The organism is Leptospira kobayashii, assembly GCF_003114835.2.
Taxonomy (GTDB): Bacteria; Spirochaetota; Leptospiria; order Leptospirales; family Leptospiraceae; genus Leptospira_A; species Leptospira_A kobayashii.
This window is the reverse complement of record NZ_AP025028.1, coordinates 1,222,541-1,242,263: the sequence shown is the minus strand read 5'-3', so window position 1 is coordinate 1,242,263 and position 19,723 is coordinate 1,222,541. Positions and strand designations below refer to the sequence as shown.

General features: G+C 40.6%; 18 protein-coding genes. 16 read left to right on the top strand and 2 right to left on the bottom strand.

The window, feature by feature from the left end; translation table 11 throughout:
• Positions 1-90 precede the first annotated feature (90 nt).
• From DI077_RS05460 to DI077_RS05390, 15 genes are all read left to right on the top strand, one after another.
• The gene (locus tag DI077_RS05460; protein ID WP_109018406.1) at positions 91-909 is read left to right on the top strand and encodes a hypothetical protein; all 819 of its coding nucleotides are present in this window, start codon (positions 91-93) and stop codon (positions 907-909) included.
• A 24-nt stretch (positions 910-933) separates the two neighbouring features.
• Positions 934-1,251, top strand: a complete 318-nt coding sequence (locus DI077_RS05455; protein WP_109018405.1) for an LIC10362 family protein — start codon at positions 934-936, stop codon at positions 1,249-1,251.
• A 68-nt stretch (positions 1,252-1,319) separates the two neighbouring features.
• Positions 1,320-2,081: an electron transfer flavoprotein subunit beta/FixA family protein gene (locus DI077_RS05450; protein ID WP_109018404.1), complete on the top strand. Its 762-nt coding sequence runs from the start codon at positions 1,320-1,322 to the stop codon at positions 2,079-2,081.
• 10 nt (positions 2,082-2,091) lie between these two features.
• Complete coding sequence (locus DI077_RS05445) at positions 2,092-3,051, top strand: electron transfer flavoprotein subunit alpha/FixB family protein (RefSeq protein WP_109018403.1); 960 nt, start codon at positions 2,092-2,094, stop codon at positions 3,049-3,051.
• Positions 3,052-3,069: 18 nt separating this feature from the next.
• Positions 3,070-3,660 (top strand): LolA family protein, encoded by a 591-nt coding sequence (locus tag DI077_RS05440; RefSeq protein WP_109018402.1) that lies wholly within the window; start codon positions 3,070-3,072, stop codon positions 3,658-3,660.
• A 3-nt stretch (positions 3,661-3,663) separates the two neighbouring features.
• Positions 3,664-5,634: a hypothetical protein gene (locus tag DI077_RS05435; protein WP_109018401.1), complete on the top strand. Its 1,971-nt coding sequence runs from the start codon at positions 3,664-3,666 to the stop codon at positions 5,632-5,634.
• Between the two features lie 19 nt (positions 5,635-5,653).
• Positions 5,654-6,622: a tryptophan--tRNA ligase gene (gene trpS / locus DI077_RS05430; RefSeq protein WP_109018400.1), complete on the top strand. Its 969-nt coding sequence runs from the start codon at positions 5,654-5,656 to the stop codon at positions 6,620-6,622.
• 74 nt (positions 6,623-6,696) lie between these two features.
• Positions 6,697-8,643 carry a ComEC/Rec2 family competence protein gene (locus tag DI077_RS05425; RefSeq protein WP_109018399.1) on the top strand — a complete coding sequence of 649 codons (1,947 nt, stop codon included), beginning with the start codon at positions 6,697-6,699 and terminating at the stop codon, positions 8,641-8,643.
• The gene (rsmA, locus tag DI077_RS05420; protein ID WP_109018398.1) at positions 8,591-9,457 is read left to right on the top strand and encodes a 16S rRNA (adenine(1518)-N(6)/adenine(1519)-N(6))-dimethyltransferase RsmA; all 867 of its coding nucleotides are present in this window, start codon (positions 8,591-8,593) and stop codon (positions 9,455-9,457) included. Before DI077_RS05425 ends, rsmA begins: the two co-directional genes overlap by 53 nt.
• Positions 9,458-9,478: 21 nt before the next feature.
• A complete protein-coding gene (locus tag DI077_RS05415; protein WP_109018397.1) occupies positions 9,479-10,735 on the top strand; it encodes a sterol desaturase family protein in 1,257 nt (418 codons plus the stop codon).
• Positions 10,736-10,990: 255 nt separating this feature from the next.
• Positions 10,991-11,776 (top strand): M23 family metallopeptidase, encoded by a 786-nt coding sequence (locus DI077_RS05410; protein ID WP_109018396.1) that lies wholly within the window; start codon positions 10,991-10,993, stop codon positions 11,774-11,776.
• A gap of 4 nt (positions 11,777-11,780) precedes the next feature.
• Positions 11,781-12,608 (top strand): HAD family hydrolase, encoded by an 828-nt coding sequence (locus DI077_RS05405; protein WP_109018395.1) that lies wholly within the window; start codon positions 11,781-11,783, stop codon positions 12,606-12,608.
• Positions 12,609-12,615: 7 nt separating this feature from the next.
• Positions 12,616-13,314 carry a 16S rRNA (cytidine(1402)-2'-O)-methyltransferase gene (rsmI, locus tag DI077_RS05400; RefSeq protein WP_109018394.1) on the top strand — a complete coding sequence of 233 codons (699 nt, stop codon included), beginning with the start codon at positions 12,616-12,618 and terminating at the stop codon, positions 13,312-13,314.
• Between the two features lie 39 nt (positions 13,315-13,353).
• On the top strand, positions 13,354-13,977 hold the full coding sequence (locus tag DI077_RS05395) for a helix-turn-helix domain-containing protein (protein ID WP_109018393.1): 624 nt from the start codon (positions 13,354-13,356) through the stop codon (positions 13,975-13,977).
• A 24-nt stretch (positions 13,978-14,001) separates the two neighbouring features.
• The gene (locus tag DI077_RS05390; protein ID WP_109018392.1) at positions 14,002-14,931 is read left to right on the top strand and encodes a 50S ribosomal protein L11 methyltransferase; all 930 of its coding nucleotides are present in this window, start codon (positions 14,002-14,004) and stop codon (positions 14,929-14,931) included.
• Here the strand turns inward: DI077_RS05390 and DI077_RS05385 are convergent.
• Entirely contained in the window at positions 14,928-17,048 is a 2,121-nt protein-coding gene (locus DI077_RS05385; protein WP_242935370.1) for a 7TM diverse intracellular signaling domain-containing protein, read from the bottom strand. The two genes, DI077_RS05390 and DI077_RS05385, sit on opposite strands and share 4 nt — an antisense overlap.
• A 102-nt stretch (positions 17,049-17,150) precedes the next feature.
• On the opposite strand from DI077_RS05385, the gene DI077_RS05380 reads away from it, so the two are divergent.
• Entirely contained in the window at positions 17,151-18,545 is a 1,395-nt protein-coding gene (locus DI077_RS05380) for a flavin monoamine oxidase family protein (protein ID WP_109018391.1), read from the top strand.
• Positions 18,546-18,590: 45 nt separating this feature from the next.
• Here the strand turns inward: DI077_RS05380 and DI077_RS05375 are convergent, their stop codons facing one another.
• The gene (locus tag DI077_RS05375; RefSeq protein WP_109018390.1) at positions 18,591-19,709 is read right to left on the bottom strand and encodes an acyltransferase family protein; all 1,119 of its coding nucleotides are present in this window, start codon (positions 19,707-19,709) and stop codon (positions 18,591-18,593) included.
• Positions 19,710-19,723: the final 14 nt, after the last annotated feature.

Here is a 19,723-nt window from a genome sequence, read left to right as displayed (position 1 = left end):
ACTTTTCAAAAAGGAAAGATTTTTTTTAGTGATTTATAAGACAAAGAGGGGTGAATGAGATAGGCGAACCAAAAATGGAGTCACGGGTCCTTGGTTAAAAAATTATTATTTCCTTTTTTCTATCTAAGCGCGGACGTTCTATTATCCGTATTCGGCAATGTCGCCTTACTTAGCTTTTCCCTCTCCGTAAAACCGAAGGTTCCGATCCTAGTCTGTTTGGGACTCGCCGTTTTTTCCATTTATATTTTGGACCGGTCCTTCGATTCCATCAGGGAAAAAGGAGGAGTCAAAACGGAAAGAGGGATCTTTTACCAAAACAAAATCGGTTTGACAGTTTTTTTCGGCTTACTCTCGTTAGTGATCTGCCTTACATTGAGTTTCTTATTTTTGCCTTTCTCGTTTTTTCTGGCAGGAATCATTCTCGGTTTTTTGGTATTTTTGTATTTTATATCCACTCAGTTCTTTCGTATTTCGTTTTTACCCAAAGAAGTGGTTCTTTCCCTACTCTATACTTTGGGAATTTCCTTCCCCGTACTACTCGAAAGATTTCCTGTCTATGAAGAATATCCTATTTTTTTCACGTTATTTCTTTCCGTCCTTTGCAATGTACTTCTCACTTATCGAAATGATTCGGACTGGGACAAACAGTTTCATTTCAAAACGATCACTCTCTATTTGGGGAAAGAATATACCACAATGTTATTCTATACTCTCTCAGGAATCGGAATCGGACTTTGTATTTATTTCGGATTGCAAGAACCGAATCATCATTTGCCTGCGCTCGGTTTGTCGTTTACTTTCTGTTACTTGATCTTTCTCGAACCTTGGGGAAGAAAAAATTCCCCCGTTTGGTTTAAAACATTTTGCGAACTTGCCTATACTCCGTTTTTGTTTCTTTGGATGATTTAATTTTTTCTATTCTTCAAAGTCCGAATGGGATTTCTTTGCCATATGATCTTAGTGTTGATTCATATTTTTCTGTTGATCGGCCTTTCTTTTTATATTTTTTTCGTGGCGAAAAAAAAAGAACCTTTGGTATCCCAAGGTTTTTTCCCCACACTTTCCGAAAGTCCGAAACATCTCAAGGCGCCCGTCCATTTTATCGTATTTTTCTCCTTCTTACTCTTTTTACTCCTCCCCTTAACGCTCGGACTGAGTCTCTATCTCAAAACGGACGGAAATGTGCTTGTGGTCATTTTCTTTATCATTTGGGCGTACAACTGGTCCAAATACGTTTTTCTACGAGAATAAAAGACTTCCCTTCTCCCTTCGCTCTCATTTTCTGGTTGTAAGGTAATCCAGGAAAACGGGGTTAAGGAATGAAAATTGTTGTTCTTGTAAAGCAGGTTCCAGATACGGAAACCTCCATTAAGGTGGGAGATAAGGCTATTAACGAAGCCGGTGTCAAATGGATCATCTCCCCATATGATGAATTCGCTATTGAAGAAGGGATTCGTATTCGTGAAAAAACGGGCGGCGAGGTAATCGCGGTTTCCCTTGGGCCAGACAGAGTTGTAGAAGCGCTTAGAACCGCTTATGCAATGGGTGTTGATCGTGCAGTTCACGTAAAAGTGGACGATTATGTTACTTTCGACTCTACTTATACTTCTGAACTGCTCGCAAATTTAATCAAGGCTGAAAATGCGGATCTAGTGATTGGTGGTCGCCAATCCATCGATACTGACAGCTCTCAAGTAGTTATTCAAATCGCAGAAAGATTGAACATCCCTCACATTGCAATGGCTCTCAAACTTGAATTTGACGGCAAAAAAGTAACTGCAACACGTGAAGTGGAAGGTGGAACTGAAACCGTAGAAACACAAGCACCAGTGGCTGTGACTGCTCAAAAAGGTCTCAACGAGCCAAGATACCCTAGCTTAAAGGGAATCATGTCTGCTAAGAAAAAACCAGTGGACGTTAAAAAACCTGACGAGTTAGGAGCTACTGCTTCTAAAATCGAAGTGGTTGGTTTGGAACCACCTCCTCCACGTATTTCCGGCAGAAAATTAGAAGCAGCCGATGCACAAGGTTTTGCTTCCCAACTCGTAAAAGCTCTTCGCGAAGAAGCGAAAGTTATCTAAGGAGAAGATCATGGCAGACGTATTAATAGTAGGCGAACTCAAAGACGGCGAACTTAAAAAAATTTCCAAAGAACTTACTTCCGCAGGTAGAAAGATTGCTGATGCAATCGGCGGAAAAGTTCATGCAGTCATCATCACTGACAACGTAGACAAATTTGCAGGAGACTTGAAAGCAGCCGGTGCTGATACCATCGTAGGTGCAAACCTTGGTGACTTCAATCCCGAAGCTTATGCAAACGGAATCTACTCAATCATCCAAGAGAAAAAGCCTTCGGTAGTTCTTATACCTCACTCTTCTCAAGGAAAAGAATATTCCGCTCGCGTTGCGATCAAAGCCAATGCGGGAATCGTAGCGGATGCAGTTGGTCTTTCCGTTGACGGCGGCAAAGTCGTTGCGAAAAAACCAATCTACTCCGGAAAAGCTTACGCAAATTTCAAAGTAACTTCTGACATTCAAATTTTCACAGTTCGTGCCAACTCCCAAGAAGTAACTCCGAAAGACGGAGCAGGTGCTGTAGAAAAATCCGGTGCTACGGCTGGCGAAGTGAGAACAAAATCTCTTTCCAAAGACCTAAGCGGCGGAAACAAAGTGCAGCTCGCAGATGCATCCATCATCGTATCGGGTGGTCGTGGAATCAAAGGACCGGAAAACTGGCCTCTTCTCCAAGACTTAGCGGATACTTTAGGGGCAGCCCTAGGAGCATCTCGTGCGACAGTTGATGCGGGTTGGATTTCCCACTCTCACCAAGTAGGTCAAACCGGTAAGACGGTTTCCCCTAACTGTTATATCGCATGCGGAATTTCCGGAGCCATCCAACATTTAGCTGGTATGGGATCTTCCAAATACATCGTTGCTATCAATAAAGACGGAGATGCTCCGATCTTTAAAGTTGCAACTTACGGTGTAGTTGCGGATTTATTTGAAGTAGTTCCGGCTCTCACTTCAGAATTCAAAAAAGTGCTGGGGTAATCCCATGCGTTCTTTTAGATGGAAGCCGTGCTTCTTTCTCTAAGATTAATTTTCTCGTTTTCCCTCTTGTGCCTTTTTTCCTCCGGGATTTTGGCACAGGATGGAAGAGACAAACTCAATTCAGTCATCGGTCGTTTGAATTCCCTGGAAAGTTTCCGCGCCACAGTCACTGTGAACGGAGGACTCACCGGAATCATCTCCTACAAAAACCCCTACCAACTCCATGTTCGCCTGAATGACGGAAGAATTATTTCGTCCAATGGTAAGACATTATGGTTTTATAATCCGGATTCTTCCATTTCGGGGAAACAGGATCTGAAAGGTGTGTCTGGCGGACTCGGTGGATTTTTATCCGGTTATGAAAATGTAACCGTAAGCGGCAAAACATTTCGCCTGACTTCGCCAAACAAAAGATATACAGAAGTCATTTTAGTTGTGTCGGATAACGATATGCCAAGGGTTTTAAAAATGAAAAGGGACGATGAAGAAGTTACGGAAATCGCTTTTTCCGGAATTGCTACCAATATAGGTCTTGGAACTTCTCTTTTCAATTTCCAACCCCCGACCAGTTCTCAAATCGTTGAGAACCCATTAAACCAGAAGGAATAACGAGTGACACCCGTTTCACGCACAGAAGCTCACCGAGTCTTTGCCGATTTGTATCGCAAGACAAGAACACCGGAACACCAACAACTGATTGATGAAGCTATATTAAAATCCAACGATGTATTCATTCGAATCGATTTGATCCGAAAAGTGGATGAAGACATACTGAATAAAAAAAGAGGGATAGAAGAGAAAAAAAAGCCGGCCTCCGAAGAAAGACAAAGTTCCAATTCTTCCTATTCCCGGGACAACGGATCTTCTTCCCAAGACAATAAACAAAGATCCGAAAAAAGATTAAGATCTCCCAGCGAACTGGTAACAGTCGATAGCATCAAACAAAAACAAGGCGCAATAAAGAAAAAACCTAACGAAACGAAATCGGGGGGACTACTTGCAGGACTTTTCGGAGGCGGTGGCGGTGGCGCTTCTTCGATAGGAAAATTTGCGAAAGATACCGGTGCCATCGATATAGGACTTTTCGGAAGAAATCCAACTATCTCCAGCGGAGTGGAAAAATTATTCCGCACCTTGAAAGAAGACACAATCATCCCGACAATTCAAGCGCTTCGTATGGCGGAACAACAAGGATGGAGATTATGGACCCCTCTTGTTTACAACGTAATCAATAATTATAATAAATTTTTTAACGCATTCGTATCGCTTGATTCCTTATTTTTGGATAAAATTTCTCCCGAGATATTTTTAGATCGTTCCATCAAAATGCAAATGTTCTATGTGCGATTTTTGCAGAGAGAAGATGCGCGCCAAATCATTCTGGATCATTTGCCGGAAGTGGTAAAACAAGATGACAAACTCGTTTCCAGACTTTCCACAGTGATGGACGGAATCAGTTTCGGGCTTTCTCTGGAATCCACCAGACCCAAACTCTCGGATGCCATCACTGCATTTTATATTGTTTCCAAAAAGAAAATGTTTTCCTGGCAAGAGATTGTCGCGGACTTAAAAGTACCTGCGATCCAGGAGCATAAATTCCAAGCGGCACGCGAGATTCAAAAAGAAGTGGAGATCACTGTTGCAAAAATTTCAGACGATATCAACACGAGGGTTTTCAAAAAAGAAGAATTGCAAAACCTTCGTTCCCGATATTTTACCATTGATGATAAAGGCAAAATCAGTTTCGATTTTTTGAATGGAGTTGTGGACGATTACATGTCGCACCATATGCCTGATAGCGCCCGCAGTCAAACCATCAAAAACTCATACAAATCCCAACCGCATCGTTTGGTATATCTGCTCCTAAGAGACATCCAAACTGTTTATATCAACCTGCTGGAAGGTTATGTAAGACTAGGTGATAAAAATCAAAACCAGGATTTGTTACTGGTTCAACCCGGTCTTTTCAAGGAAGAAATCGAAATCATGAACAACCTGGTGAGAACGATTGACAATTTCAATCGCAAGTTTCCCAGCTTTCAATACACTTTCCAACAATATAACGGGGATTATAACAAAGGCACTGTCGACCAGATTGCCAATACGATTTTAACCGCGCTTACGGAAGCCTCCGAGTTTTTCGGAAATTTTGCAAACAAACTCAATATCATCATAGAAAATCATCTGATGGCAAAAGAAACGGAGACCAGAGGAAAAATATCCGACAAAATTTCCACAACGAAGGAAAAGGTAATCGAAGAAATCAAAATCATGCAAAGATTTATTCCTCATTACGAAAAAGCGGTCGTAGCCAAAGAAAGAATCAACGGAATGTATGTGGAAGATGTTTTAACTCAGTTCACAAAGTATTTGTACAATTATGCGGTGATCTTCAAGGACCAACAGACAACAGCCAAATTGACTGCACATAGAAAAATAGAACAGGAACTCATCAAATTGCACAAGGAATACGAAAGACTTACCTATTCGTCTTTTAATTCGGAATCTTATAAAAAATCTTCCGATGACTCCGAATCCGGTTTTATAGAAGATTCGGAAGAAGTGTCTTCGGAATCGACGTAAATACAAACTTAACTATTTCATGAAAATTTTAACAGGCGTACAACCCTCAGGCAAACTTCATTTAGGAAACTATTTTTCTGCCATTCGGAAAATTCTACATTACCAAAACAAAGCTGAGTTGATGCTGTTTATTGCCAACTTACATGCATTAACGACTTTCACATCGAAAGAAAATCTGAAGGAAAATACGATCTCTGCCGCACTCGACTTATTAGCGCTGGGAGTCGACCCGGACAAAACCGTCTTTTGGATTCAAAGTGATGTTCCGGAAGTTACAGAACTCACTTGGTATCTATCCCAGTCCATTACCGTTTCCCAATTGCAGTTGGCCCATTCCTTTAAGGACAAAGTAGCGAAAGGATTTGTTCCGGGTGCGGGACTATTCACCTACCCTATCCTTATGGCTTCCGATATTTTACTCTATTCTGCGGATAAAGTTCCGGTAGGAAAAGACCAAAAACAACATCTTGAATTTGCGAGAGACATCGCAGAAAGATTCAATTCAAGTTATGGAAACACACTCACTGTTCCCGAACCGGATATTGACGAAAACACCGCCACCATACCCGGCGTAGACGGTGCCAAGATGTCAAAATCCTATAAAAACACGATCGATTTGTTCGGAACCGAAAAAGAAATCAAAAAAGCGGTCATGTCGATCGTGAGCGATTCCAAAGAAGTTTCCGAACCGAAAGATCCCGATACTTCCATCATCTTCCAGATTCATTCTTTATTCTTAAATGATGAAGAAAAACAAACTCTTAAAACCAGATACGTATCCGGTGGCGTAGGATACGGTGATTTGAAAAAATCCCTTTTGGATCAAGTGATGAATCATTTCGAACCGTTCCGAAAAAAAAGAGAAGAACTTTCGAATGATCTAAGTTATGTGAATGAAACTCTGGCAAAAGGAAAAACCAAAGCAAGTTCGATTGCACGTAAAAAAATCGAAGATGTCAGAAAAGCTTTGGGGATTTATCCTTTTTAGTCAAAACCACGAACCTTTCTTTTTTATTTTTGAAAGAACCTCTCCAAACTATTTAGTTTTTTACCTATTGAGGCATGAAGTCCTCACCACTTCCTCGCATTCTTCCCGCTTCCGAAGGGGGAATGATTTCCTTGGGGATTTGTTCGATAGCGTCATTGTACCGGATTTTTCCGAATGTCCCCGGCTTTTCCATTCTTATTTGTACCGGCTCCATTCTACTTTTGTTACTTCCTCCTTTCTTTTTCCGATTTATAAAATTACATCTTAGAAAAAAATTCCTCTATCTGGTAATAGGATTTTTGGTTTTCGGATGTTTTCAAATTTACTTTCCCAAAGGTATCTCAAAGGAAAAAATTCCAAACCGAAACTCAAATTCTTATAAATTTCAAGAAGAAGTAAGAGGTTTGCTTAAAGAAAGCAAACTCCCCAAAGAACTGACATTAGTCGCTGAAGGATTGGTTCTCGGTTCGGGCAAATCTTTACCGAAATCGGTCAAACAGGATGCAAAACAAGGAGGTGTATTGCATTTGTTTGCCGCCTCAGGACTACATCTGGGAATCTATCTGGGCTTTTGTCTGTTATTTTTAAAGAGAGTCTTCTGGTTTTCCAGAATCCTTCCCGTTCTTATTTCCCTCTTATTCGGATATTTTTATCTCTATCTTTTGAATTTTCCTGTCTCCTTCGTGAGAGCTTATTCATTCGCGCTCTACAGTATGTTAGGTGTTATTTTTTACAAAAAGGCGCAAGCCTCTGACACGTTATTTTATTCTGCAGCCACCGTGGCGCTCTTCTTTCCTTCCGATTATCTAAGCGTAGGATTTTTATTGTCTTTCGGAGCGGTCTTCGGAATTTTTTTTCTAAAACCCGCCATAGACAAAGTTCTATTCCCGAATCTCTCCCACTTCTTAAAAGACAATTTAACCTTGTCTCTTTCCTGTTCTTTCGGGACTTTCCCTTGTCTCGCTTATGTATTTCACTCTTTTTCTTTCGGGAGCATTCTGATCAATTTGATCGTGATCCCTCTTGCAGGAATCATCCTACCCTTACTTTATCTTTCTATTATCATTCAGAAATTTTTATCTCAAAATACGGCAGACCTTTTTTGGGTCATCATCGATTTATTACTTAGGATTTTACTGAAACTAGTAACTGCATTGCCCGGAAAAATAGGATTCTATTACGAATGGAATGACAGACAAATAGTAATTTGGTTGTATTTCATTTTCACGATCTTCCTTTTTCTCATTATCTATAAAATCTTCAAATCGGAAAGTATCGTTCAAGATCGGAAAATCAATTATTCGTTTCTTCATTTTCTAATCCTATCGGGTATTATTCTATTTTTTCCTTTCGGAGGATTGGTTCTTTCTGCGAAAAACGGCTCGGACGGTCTGCCTGCCCATAAAATCCAAAAGGGAAATGCATTCTTTTTCGGAGAGGGAAAGATTTCAATCCTGGGAAATTGTTATTCCCAAAACCAATTTGAAACATTTGCAAAATCATTAAAATTAAAGGATGCGAACTCTATCTTTTTTGAAAAAGAGTCTTGTCTTCGTTATGTGCTGGATTTAAAAAAGGAAATCTTAAAAACAAATGTCTCGGCCAGGATCTCCATTATTACCAGTGAAGAGAAACTGAAATCCTGGATGGAACAGATAAATGTCTGGAATGAAAACTTCCAAATCGACAGAACGGCAATTCTTCCTATCGTTTTTTCGGGGAAGGAAAATACGATTCCCATACTTCGTTACACAGGAGACAAAAAGAAATTTTCCAAACTGCTGGAGATAACGTCTCTCTATGAAAAAAATTGGGAAAAGTCGGGTTTGGATGCAAAGACCCAACAGGCGGGAGTATTGTTACTTGATTTTCCCAAATGGGTGAAAGAAAACCCGGAAGATTGGAAAAAATACCAAAAACTTCTTGGGATTTCTTCTTACTGGAAAATTATAAGCGTAGAGGAACTACTTGTACGCTCCCATAACCAAACTCTCCGAGATCAAAAATTTTCTTTCCTCTAACTCTTTGGTTGCGCAAAAGAAATTCGGACAAAACTTTCTCATCGATCAGAATATAGTTCGTTATATTGCGGAATGCAGCAGGGATTTTTTCGAAAAGGAAAATGTGGAACTGGCTGAGATAGGAATCGGACTAGGAACACTTACCTATCCCATTTTGGAATTCGAAAGACCTACTTATCTTTTTGAAATTGATCGTGCTTATATCGAACTCGCAAAAACAACCTATCTCAATCTTTTTCCGAAAGCAGTTCTCTATGAAGGCGACGCTTTGGAAAATCTGCATCATATCTTTTCCAAAGAAGTATTCATTTTCGGAAACCTCCCCTATCATTTAACAAGTGAAATACTGACAATCATCGCTACCGAGTTTGAAAATTGGAAAGGAGGGGTTTTTATGGTGCAAAAGGAATTCGCCGAACGAGTCACAGGTGAAGTATCCTCCCTATCCATATTTTTAGAAGGTATGGGTAAAATAGAATTTCTGAAAAAAGTAAATAAAAAATGTTTTTACCCAGTTCCCAAAATCGACTCCGCGTTGATTCGGATTCTTCCCCGGCCGAAGGAAGAACGCCTATTCCATTCCAAAGAAGACATAGCAGTTTGGTCCAGACTACTTCGCACTTTTTTTTGGGGAAAAAGAAAACAAATCCAAGTTAGTTTAAGAGATTCTCCTTTTTCACAAGATCCGAAATTTCAGGAAGCAGTGAGAAAGGCCTGGGAAAAAACAAATATTTCCCCCACTTCACGCCCGGAAGAGTTGAACAGAAAACAATTTCTGACTCTTGGTCAAGAATTACTTGACCTTTTGTCATAAAACGGGCAAAACTATTTCGTTATGTTCGAAAATTTCACACCTCCGCCATTTGTAACATTCGCTATCCCGGTTTTCTTTTTACTGATCGGGATTGAGGTACTCATCGGTATCAAAAGACAAAGAGAACTTTACCGATTGAACGATTCCATAGCCGATCTGAGCACGGGGATTATTTCCCAGCTCTGGGGGTTATTTCAAAAAGGGGTCGGGCTGTTTGCCTACTTTTACGTTTATGAACATTTTAGAATTTTCGAATTCGCACTCACAAACCCTCTCGCCTGGGTCATCTGCCTTGTTTTACAGGATTTCTGTTACTATTGGTTCCATAGAGTTTCTCATGAAGTGAATTTTTTCTGGGCAGGACACGTCATTCACCACCACAGTGAAGAATACAATTTGGTAGTGGCACTCCGCCAAACCGGACTCGGTGGACTTTCTTCCTGGGTTTTTTACGTTCCAATCGCACTACTAGGATTTCACCCTTGGATGTTCTTAGGAGTAGGCCAAATCAATCTCATCTACCAATTCTGGGTACATACAAAGGCTGTGGATAAGATCGGAAAAGTAGGAGAATATCTTTTGTCCACTCCTTCCCATCACAGAGTTCACCACGCGATCAATCCGAAATACATCGATCGCAATCATGGAGGAATTTTCATCATCTGGGATCGCATGTTTGGAACCTTCCAAGTGGAAGAAGAAGAATGCGTTTACGGCACGGTGAAACCTCTCAAAAGTTTCAATCCGGTATACGCCAATTACCATTATTACGCGGAACTTTGCAAACAAGCATTTCATGCCAAAGGAATCCTAAACAAAATCAAAGTTTTTCTAATGCCTCCCGGTTGGTTTCCCCCGGAAGGAAATAAAGCAGGCGGCTTTCTTCCTATTCCGGAAGTGAGCGCGAGAAGCTTTGTAAAATACGATCCGAAACCGAATGCGGAAGTCCGCTCTTATACGACTGCATGGTTTGTGGGAATTCTTTTGGGATCTTTTGCGTTCCTACTTTTCGTAACCAAATTTACAATGCTTTCCCAAGCGCTTTTTGCCATCTGGGTGACCCTTTCTCTCGTTTCCATCAACGCAATGATCGAAGGAAAATCCTGGGGAGGCACCTTGGAGATCATTCGTTTGATTTTAGGATTCGGACTTTTGGGCTATTTCGGTCTTGGTTGGGTGTCTTATGCCATAGGAACGGTGTTCCTAGTAATGGCTGGGTTCTATCTCTACCGAAACCAAGCCCATTCTCACCGTTCTTTACAGTTGCAGAGCCAATAAATAATTTATTTACGAAAGAATACCTTCCTTACAATAAAATCCTGTAGGAAGGTTTTTCATTTCTCACTCAAACAAGTGAGTCCCTCTTCCTTTCCCTTCCCAAACCGCAAATTTTGAGATTGTCTTTCTACTGAACATGGTTAATTATGTGACATAATTCTACATTTGAGTGCCAAAAGAGAGAGTCCTTTTCCTTGACCAGAAAGCTTTCTATGAGAATTTGGCAGTGCACAATAAAATGTGAGGCTGAAAACGATGAAACGAAAAAGATATTTGTTCACTATTCTGGCGGCGATGGTATTTGTAGTTACCTTCTCTGCATTTGCTTCTTACCAGAAGCGAAAAAACGAACCTGCCTTTTTAGATAACCATGATTTCCAAAGATACCAAGAAAGATGGGGCCTTTGGGTCGATTTTCGAGCAGAAAAAAAGTCCTTATTGGAAAAGACAGTCGAATTCGGAGCGGATTACGATGATGTGATCAGCCTCAATGCAATTACAGAGAAAGAAAAAAAGAAATTGAACCGACTTGTTTTCATTCCCTACAGTCGCGAATATTCTAATTCCCTACAGGAAGCAGGTAGTTACAGAGAAGCGATCGACACTCAAATCGATCAGTTCATCTGGCCCGTATTACCAAATAGCAAAACCAGAATCTCTTCCCGAATCGGAAGAAGATGGAACACACTTCATACCGGAGTGGACATAGCAATTCCCAAAAACTCAATCGTTCTGGCTGCCGCAGACGGCCTTGTCGAAGTTTCCGGAAGAAGCGGTGACTACGGAAACGCAGTTAAGATCTATCATAATGATCTCAATCACTTCCATACAGTTTACGGTCATAATAATGTGGTGCTTGTAAAATCGGGTGATTTTGTGAAAAAAGGACAGATCATTGCACTTTCCGGAAACACTGGAAAGTCAACAGGTCCTCATGTTCACTTCGAAGTGAGATACCATAATGTTTATTTGAATCCTGAGAACTTCCTAACTCCTTTCGAAGAAGGTGTTGCCACAAGTATGGTGAGTTTCGCAAATTGATTTAGTGACTTCTTTTCCCCTTAAAAGTTGGGCTCCATCCGTGCATGCGAGCCTAACTCAAATCATTTCCTCTTCCCCCGGTATTGCCTGTTTTGATTTTGATAACACTCTGATCCGAAATGATTTCGGTGAAAAGATCATGGATTCGATTATCTCCGAAGGAATGTTATTTCTTCCTGATGACCTTTCCTTTTTTTTTAGGGACAAGGAATATTGGAAAAACCATAGAACCAAACCGATTTCGGAAAAAGAACATTTGGTTTGGGAAGAATATACTTACCAACTGAAAGAATTCGGAATTGAAAACGGATATCGATGGACCTCGTTTATCTTCCAAGGTTATACCAAAGAAAGTTTTTACGATCTTTCCCGAAGGACTTGGGAAAAAGTGGCCCGATTGGAAGAAGGATCCGCAGTACTCCCTCAAAAAGAGATGCTTGATCTCATTGCATTTTTAAATTCCAATCATTGGAAAGTTTATATCATCACCGCTTCTCCGGAAGACGGGATCAGAGCTGTAGCCCATCACTTTCCCGTAAAAGAGGAAAATGTAATCGGGATGGTTCAGAAAAAAAATCCGAATGGAACTTATGCACATGAAATCATCGAACCGTATACTTACGGTGAAGGAAAAGTAAAAGCGATTGCATCCAGAATCGGAGAGGTTCCGGATCTTGTGTTCGGAGACTCTTTCAACGACTATCCCATGTTATGTTATGCAAAGAAACTGGGTGTGGCAATTGATAAGGGAAATCCTGAATTTGTAAAAGCCTGTTCCGAAAAAGGGATCTCCATCCAGCCTTATTTTGCTTTGGAAACTCATACGAGCTAAATAGGTCATGGATCAAAACAAACCTACACTCTATCTGGTTTCCAATTCTCTCGGGGATGATCGTGATCTACCTCCCAGAACAAAGGAATTACTCGAAAAAGCGGATTGGATTTTGGGAGAAGAGCCCAGAACCACTTCCACTCTATTGAAAAAATTAGGAATCAGCAAATCCTTCGATCTATTGAATGAACATACCACAGAAGAAGAATTGCAGGAGATGGCATTTCGTCTCTCCACAACTCAATTAACGTGTGTTATTTCCGATTCAGGAAGTCCGGGGTTGGAAGATCCGGGCAGAAGACTGGTTCCCCGCGCCTGGGAGATGGGGGTCACAGTCAAGTCGGCACCGGGACCTACCGCTGCCATTGCAGGACTCACCTCTTCCGGATTTTCCACTTCTCCTTTTACATTCCTCGGATTTTTCCCGCGCGACCAAAAAGAAAGAGAGAGAGAAATCAAAACCTATCTAAACCTCGGACATACATTGGTTTTTTATGAAACACCTTATCGCACAAAACACCTTTTGGAATCTCTTTCAAAACTAGTTCCTGGTGACAGAAGGGTATTTTTAGCACTGGGAATTTCTACGGAAACAGAACTTAGCTTCCGTGGAACGGCAAAAGAAGTGTTTCAAAAGGCTTCCAAAATCCCCAAATCCCCTCCCGTCTTTGTAATTGAAGAGAAAAAATCAAAACTCTTCCGATAGTGGATTGACTTTTCCTCTGTTATATTGGATTCTTGAGCAATGGCTACCAAACTCGAACCTCCCACTGATGAACAAGAACAAGCTTTCGCAGAATCGGGAGATTACATTACGGATGTGGTCAAAGAAAATCTAAAGCTCATCCGCCATACAAAAGGGTTCTCCCTGGACAAATTAGCAAATCGTTGCGGCGTAAGTCGTGCCATGCTTTCTCAAATCGAACAGGGCAAATCGGTTCCTACGATTTCCGTTTTGTGGAAAATCGCAAACGGATTGAATGTTCCTTTTGCGGAACTACTCAAAGAGAAAAACCAAGAAGGCATTCATGTATTGAAAGCGGAAAACTCAAAAGTGCTTTTTTCAAACTCGAAAGTTTTCGCAAGCAGAGCTTTGTTTCCTTTCCTTGGAAATAGAAAAACAGAATTTTATGAATTACTATTGAAACCGGGCGGACATGAAGTCGCCGAAGCTCATAAAACGGGAACAACCGAAAATATCGTCGTTGTTTCCGGCAAACTACGGTTACGCGTTGGTGAAAAAGTAGTCGAGCTAGAACCGAAAGATTCGGTATTTTTCAAGGCGGATGTTTCTCACGAATATTCAAATCCAACCGACCAGGAAACGTTAATGTATCTGGTTATGGATTATACGGATGAAGTAGGATAGTTCCTACCGAACCTCTCACCTAACTTGGAATATAGAGAACTTAAAGTCAATTTGCCCAAAGAGGGTTCGGATAGTTTGTACGAACTATTGGACACCCTCTCTGTCGCAGGGTATTATGAAATTCTATTTGACGGAGATGCTCCCAAAGAGCCGAACCAAGAAGGAATTTTACGGGAAAATACAAATATCCGAATCTACTTGGACAAAGATGATATTGAGAAAGAACTCAAAATCATCATCTTTCTCAAAATCAATTTTTTAGAATCCGCAAGTTACGAATCCAGGGAAATTGAAACCAGAGATTACGAAGAGGCGTATAAGGAATTTTACAAACCTTTTGCCGTGGGCAAAAAACTTTGGGTCATTCCTACTTGGGAAAAAGATTCTGAAAACACAAAAGCACTTTGGGAACCTATCGGAGGAATTCCTCTATTCATCAATCCGGGTGTGGCATTCGGAACAGGTCATCACGAGACCACCAAACTTATATTAGAAAGACTGGATACAATCAAAGAAACGGAAAAAACATTTTTCAAAACGGCTTGCGATTTGGGAACAGGTTCGGGGATTTTATCGATTGGCCTCGGTAGATTGGGAACGGATAGAATATTTGCACTCGATATCGATCCGAATGCAGTGAAAGCCGCTTGGTCCAATTGGCAGGAAAACGATTTTGGTAGAAAGATTCATTTTACGGTAGAAGAGTCCGGGTTATCCAATCCGAATTTAAACAATTACGAGTATGAACTCGCCATTGCAAATATCACATTCGCGGTTTTATCACAAAATATCCGTTCACTGGCAGAAATCAAAGCGCCTAGATTTATTTTTTCCGGTATCATTACGGAAAAAAAAGACGCATTCGTCGACCTATTACAATCCCATCTTCCCGGCAAAATGTTGTTTGAACAGGAATGGAATGAATGGTGGGTATTGGATTGGGTTCGAAACTAGCTAGGTTTCTTTAAATATTTGATCAAACTCACCTGGTTTCCGGCATCATTGTATTCCACCCTGTCAAATACCGAACGAGTCATCAGGATTCCCCGGCCATGTTGTTCCAACGCGTCGTTCAATTCTTCCATTGTTTTGGAGAAAACTTTCTGATGATCGAATCCTTTTCCTTCATCTAATATCCGATATGCGACGTATTCCTCGTTCAGAACATAGCTGATAAATACTTTTTTGCGGTTGTATCTTGCGTCTTCCTGACGTTTCTGCAAAAACTCCAGATAATTTCCTTCTATAAGTGCATTTGATTTTTCTTCGAACCCGATGTTTAAATTTCCATGTTCTATCGCATTGATAAGTATTTCCCGAACCGCCGTTCTTACCTCCGTTTGTTCCACAGAATCCATATGTTGTGCGAGTTGGGATGTAATCTTTTGAGAAATCAATTCCGCATTTCTCAGATAATTGTTCATGGAAAATTCGATCCTTTCGGAAACAACCAGTTTGGAAAGAGTGTCTTCATACTGAGGAGAAAGTTTAACCAGTATTTCCCTTGTATCCTCCAATTCTACAAACTGAATGCTGCACTTCATATCTTTCGGTTCTTTCACGTATTTTTGAGCAAACTCCGTTTGGAAATGGACGACTTTCTTGGTTTTGTTCAACTCATCGAATTTATCGTTCACGTACAATTCGTTAAAGCCCGCTTTCTTTTTTGTAGAATAAAGTAAGTGGGTTATTTTTTTACCTTTAACGTCATCCAAACGAAATCCCAAATGTCTGGAGAGAGATCTATTGGCATTCAAAATTTCGAAAGACTCGTTTAACATAAAAATCACTTCTTCCGAACCTTGAAAAATTTCCTTAAATCTTTTTTCCGATTCTTCGATTCTAATTTTGTTACCGGATAGTTCCCTGATATTTTCCCTTAAAGTACGGGAAAGATAATTGATACGATCCGCAAGTCCCAAAGAGAGAAGGACCAATTCCAATGCCGTCCCGATTTGAATCATCCAACGGGTGACATGATTGTCAGGAAGAATTCCCAGGCTTTTCAAAGAAAACAAAAGACATCCTAATAAAAAGAAAGTCCAGGCGATCAGATAAAACCTAGCCGTTCTGGATCTTTTTAGAAGCGCAATGATACCGCTTATGATCATAATGATGGCAGCGGGAACGGCGAAACCGATCGAAGTCAAAACCGCAATCCGATAAGGGAGAAAGAAAATAACGATACTCACTGCGACTAAAATTCCGAACCAGTATGTCAGTAATTTCGCAAATAAAGGAGCATGCTTTTTCAAATTCAGAAAATAGGTGGCGAAAGAAATTCCTGTAAAACAGGAACTACAGATAAAGAAAGGAAGACAATAGTTTGCCCACCAAAGAGAATTCGGCCATAAATACTGGAACGCAAAACCGTTGTTAGAAAGATGAAATAAGGAAATGGACGTTATAAATATCACGTAAAAAAGATAACTATAATCTCTGGTAAAAACAAAAATGGAGAAATTATAAATCGCCATGACAGACAGGATTCCGTAGAACAATCCGAAGAGAATCTGTTCCTTTGTCATTTTACTGATCAATTCTTTAGTAGACCAAGCCTCCAAACTGATGGGAATCGTGGACTCCGATTTGATCCGTATGTAATAAACGGATTGAGTCTTCGGTTTTTCCACAAGAGGAAACACCACATTCCGGTAATCCGCATTTCTTTCGGAAAAAGGAAAACTATCACCGGTTATACTACGAATTCCGGAAGGAAGATGATTTCCGTAAATTTCTATCTCATCAATCAATGGAAAATTGTACTCCAACATCCATTCCAATGTATCGGGAGAAGGATTTTGGACAGGCAGCCGGATCCAAAACTGTGAAGAAGAAAACCCTAGATTCGGAGATAAGAGCTTTGAAAATTCGGAATCTCTTTTGCCTGAAACAATTTCATCTTTGGAAAAACTTGCGGAAGTATCTTCCAAAATCAAAGTATTTTGCCAGGCGGTTTTTCCTTCCATATGATGGTCCAAAACCAAAGGAGCTTGGGAAAAAATAGGTACCGTCGGCAGAAAGAGAACTAAAACAAGAGAATAAAATACATTTTTCAAATTAATTTTCAAAGAGTCCTCGGATTTGATGCAAAAAAGCAATGGCTAGTAGAAACGAATTTGGTAATTTTTCTAGCCTTTTTTGTGAATTGCTAGAATTTAGGGGCAAGATTTATGAATCGCAGAGACTTCCTTAAAAAACTAGCAATCACTACTTCCGTTTCCGGTGTTGTATTTTCCCGCAACTCTTGGGCAATTACCCCCGTAGCCGCAGAGACAAAGCCGGCGGGCAAACCCTCTTCCTCTAAAAAAGCAATCGTTATGGGAGCGGGACTTTCCGGTCTCTACTCCGCGTATCTACTTCGCCAAACAGGATATGATGTGACCATCGTAGACCGATCGGAAAGATTGGGCGGACGAATCTTCACCCATAGGGATAAAATAAATAATATCGTTCAAGACTTAGGTGCCGAATGGATCGGGGACGGACAATCCGATATCAAAAGTCTTGTAAAACAACTCGGACTGGAGTTGAAAACTTCCCCTCTAGCAGAAAAATTCCAAATCAAAAAAACGGGAGAGTATTCTTCTTTGATTCAGCTTTCCCAAAGTTCGGTAGAAACCTTGGAAAAGGTGATCGATCTGCATAAATCTCGGAATGAAAGCCAAAAGCAAGGGTTGGATAAGATAAATTTTTCATCTTATGCCCGCTATCAAGGATTAGCCGAAGAAGAAGTTCGAGCATTAAGCGAATGTTATAGGATCTTTTTCGGGGAAGATCTGAATCAAATTTCAAGTGAAGCCGTTTTGAACGATCTCGCTTCTTCCGAGTCCGCACTTCGTCCCGGTTTTTATGTTTCGGGAGGAGCGGACAAAATCATTTCTGCGCTTGCAGCTCAACTAGGAGATACTGAAATTTCACTCGGAGATCCGATCACAAAAGTAAGCCAAATGAAATCCCAAGCACAAGTGGAACTTGCATCTGGAAAAATCATTCGGGGGAACCTGATCATTTGCACACTTCCTCCTGCAGCGGTTCTGGACATCAAATGGTCGCCGGGACTTCCTAAGGAGTTGGTTTATTCCGCACTCAGAATGCAATCGGGTAAAATTTCCAAAAACATCATTCAGTGCGTAAAAAAAGAAAATCTATTCCCCAAATTCTTGTTAACCGATACACCTGCCCAAGCACTCTATGTTGCGAGCGAAGAAGCGATCGGAGAAAAATCATATCTACTCACTTCCCTTGCCACAGGTGACAGGGCATCCCTTTTTGAAAAAGGATCTGATGCGCAAAAAAGGGCGATGCTCAAATTGTCTCTATCGGAAACAAAAACGGATGAGATCTTGGAACTGACCGATCATTCTCAGTTTGTATTCCATTCTTTTCAGAAAGCGACAGGAAGCCAAGGATTTGTATCCTTATTTCCTCCCGGCTCTTTGGGAATCAAGGATGCCTGGGCCGAACCTTACGAAAGAGTGTTTTTTGCGGGAGAACATTTGGCAAAACACAACGGAACCATGGATGCCGCAGTCGCCTCCGCCATACAGGCTGTTAGTCGCACCTGATCAAAAAAATTCGAAAGTAAAAGCAGGCTTTTCGGTGGAAGGAATTCACTTAACACCGAAAAGTTTTTTCAAACCGATTGAATTTCTCACAATCAGGTCGTAAAATAAAAAACTAAGGCTAAGAACAATCAAGAGATGGAATGCAAATTTGCCCGCCACGGGGAAATCCCAATTTCTAAAATAAAAAGCAACCGAAAGTGAAATGGGATGGTGAACCAAATAAACAGGCAAGCTGGAATCGATCAGATACTTGCTGATTTCCCCGGTTTCATTTCCCCATTTTTGGAATGCCAATACGAAAACCTGAAACCAAACGAGAGGAGAAAGGCACCATAATAAAATATGGATCATCCGATTGTAAATCCCTCCGCGAAAATAAGGCATCCACAAAGGATCCTTTGTTTCCCATTCGTAAAACAAAACGTATACGACGATCCCGAATAAAATCCAATTGATCAATCGAAAGGAATCGGGCGCAGGTTCCACTGCAGAGATCAATATTTTCCCCGAATGATAAACGAATACTCCTCCGAGAAAAAAGGTAACTTGATAACAAAACAGAAGTTTATCGATACCGAATTCGTTATCTCCTCTGGGAAAAAAAGAATGAGCCAGAAGAGTCAAAGAAAACGAAAAAAGAAGTAAAACAAAAAATAAAACCGATTCATGTTTCGTTCGAAAACGGGAGAACGTTTTCTTTAACAAATCCTTGGGCAAAAGGACAAATAACAATCCGTATAAAAACAAATTTACCAAAAACCAAATATGAGACTGGCCAAATCCTGTTTTTGAGAAAAAAGACAAATAGTAAGTGAAATAAGAAAGATGAGGATGAGAGATCTTTTGAATTAGAAAATATTGTATCGGTGCCAAAAAGAGAATACCAACTAACATCGGTATAAAGATACGTTCCCATCTGCCTTTCAAAAAATAAAGGCATCCTTTCTTTTCCCAAACAAGTCCGGAGAAAAAGCCGGAGATAATAAAAAACAGAGGCATCCTGAAACTATGAATCCAAAAGCAAAAGTATCCGAACGGTTCGATACGTTCGGGGTTTTGTATCGCATACCCGATTTTAGGCGCATAAACAATTGCAGAATGAAAGACTATCCCGAGCAATAAGGCAAATGAACGTAAATTATCGATATAATACAATCGACCCATTACTTGTAGGAATT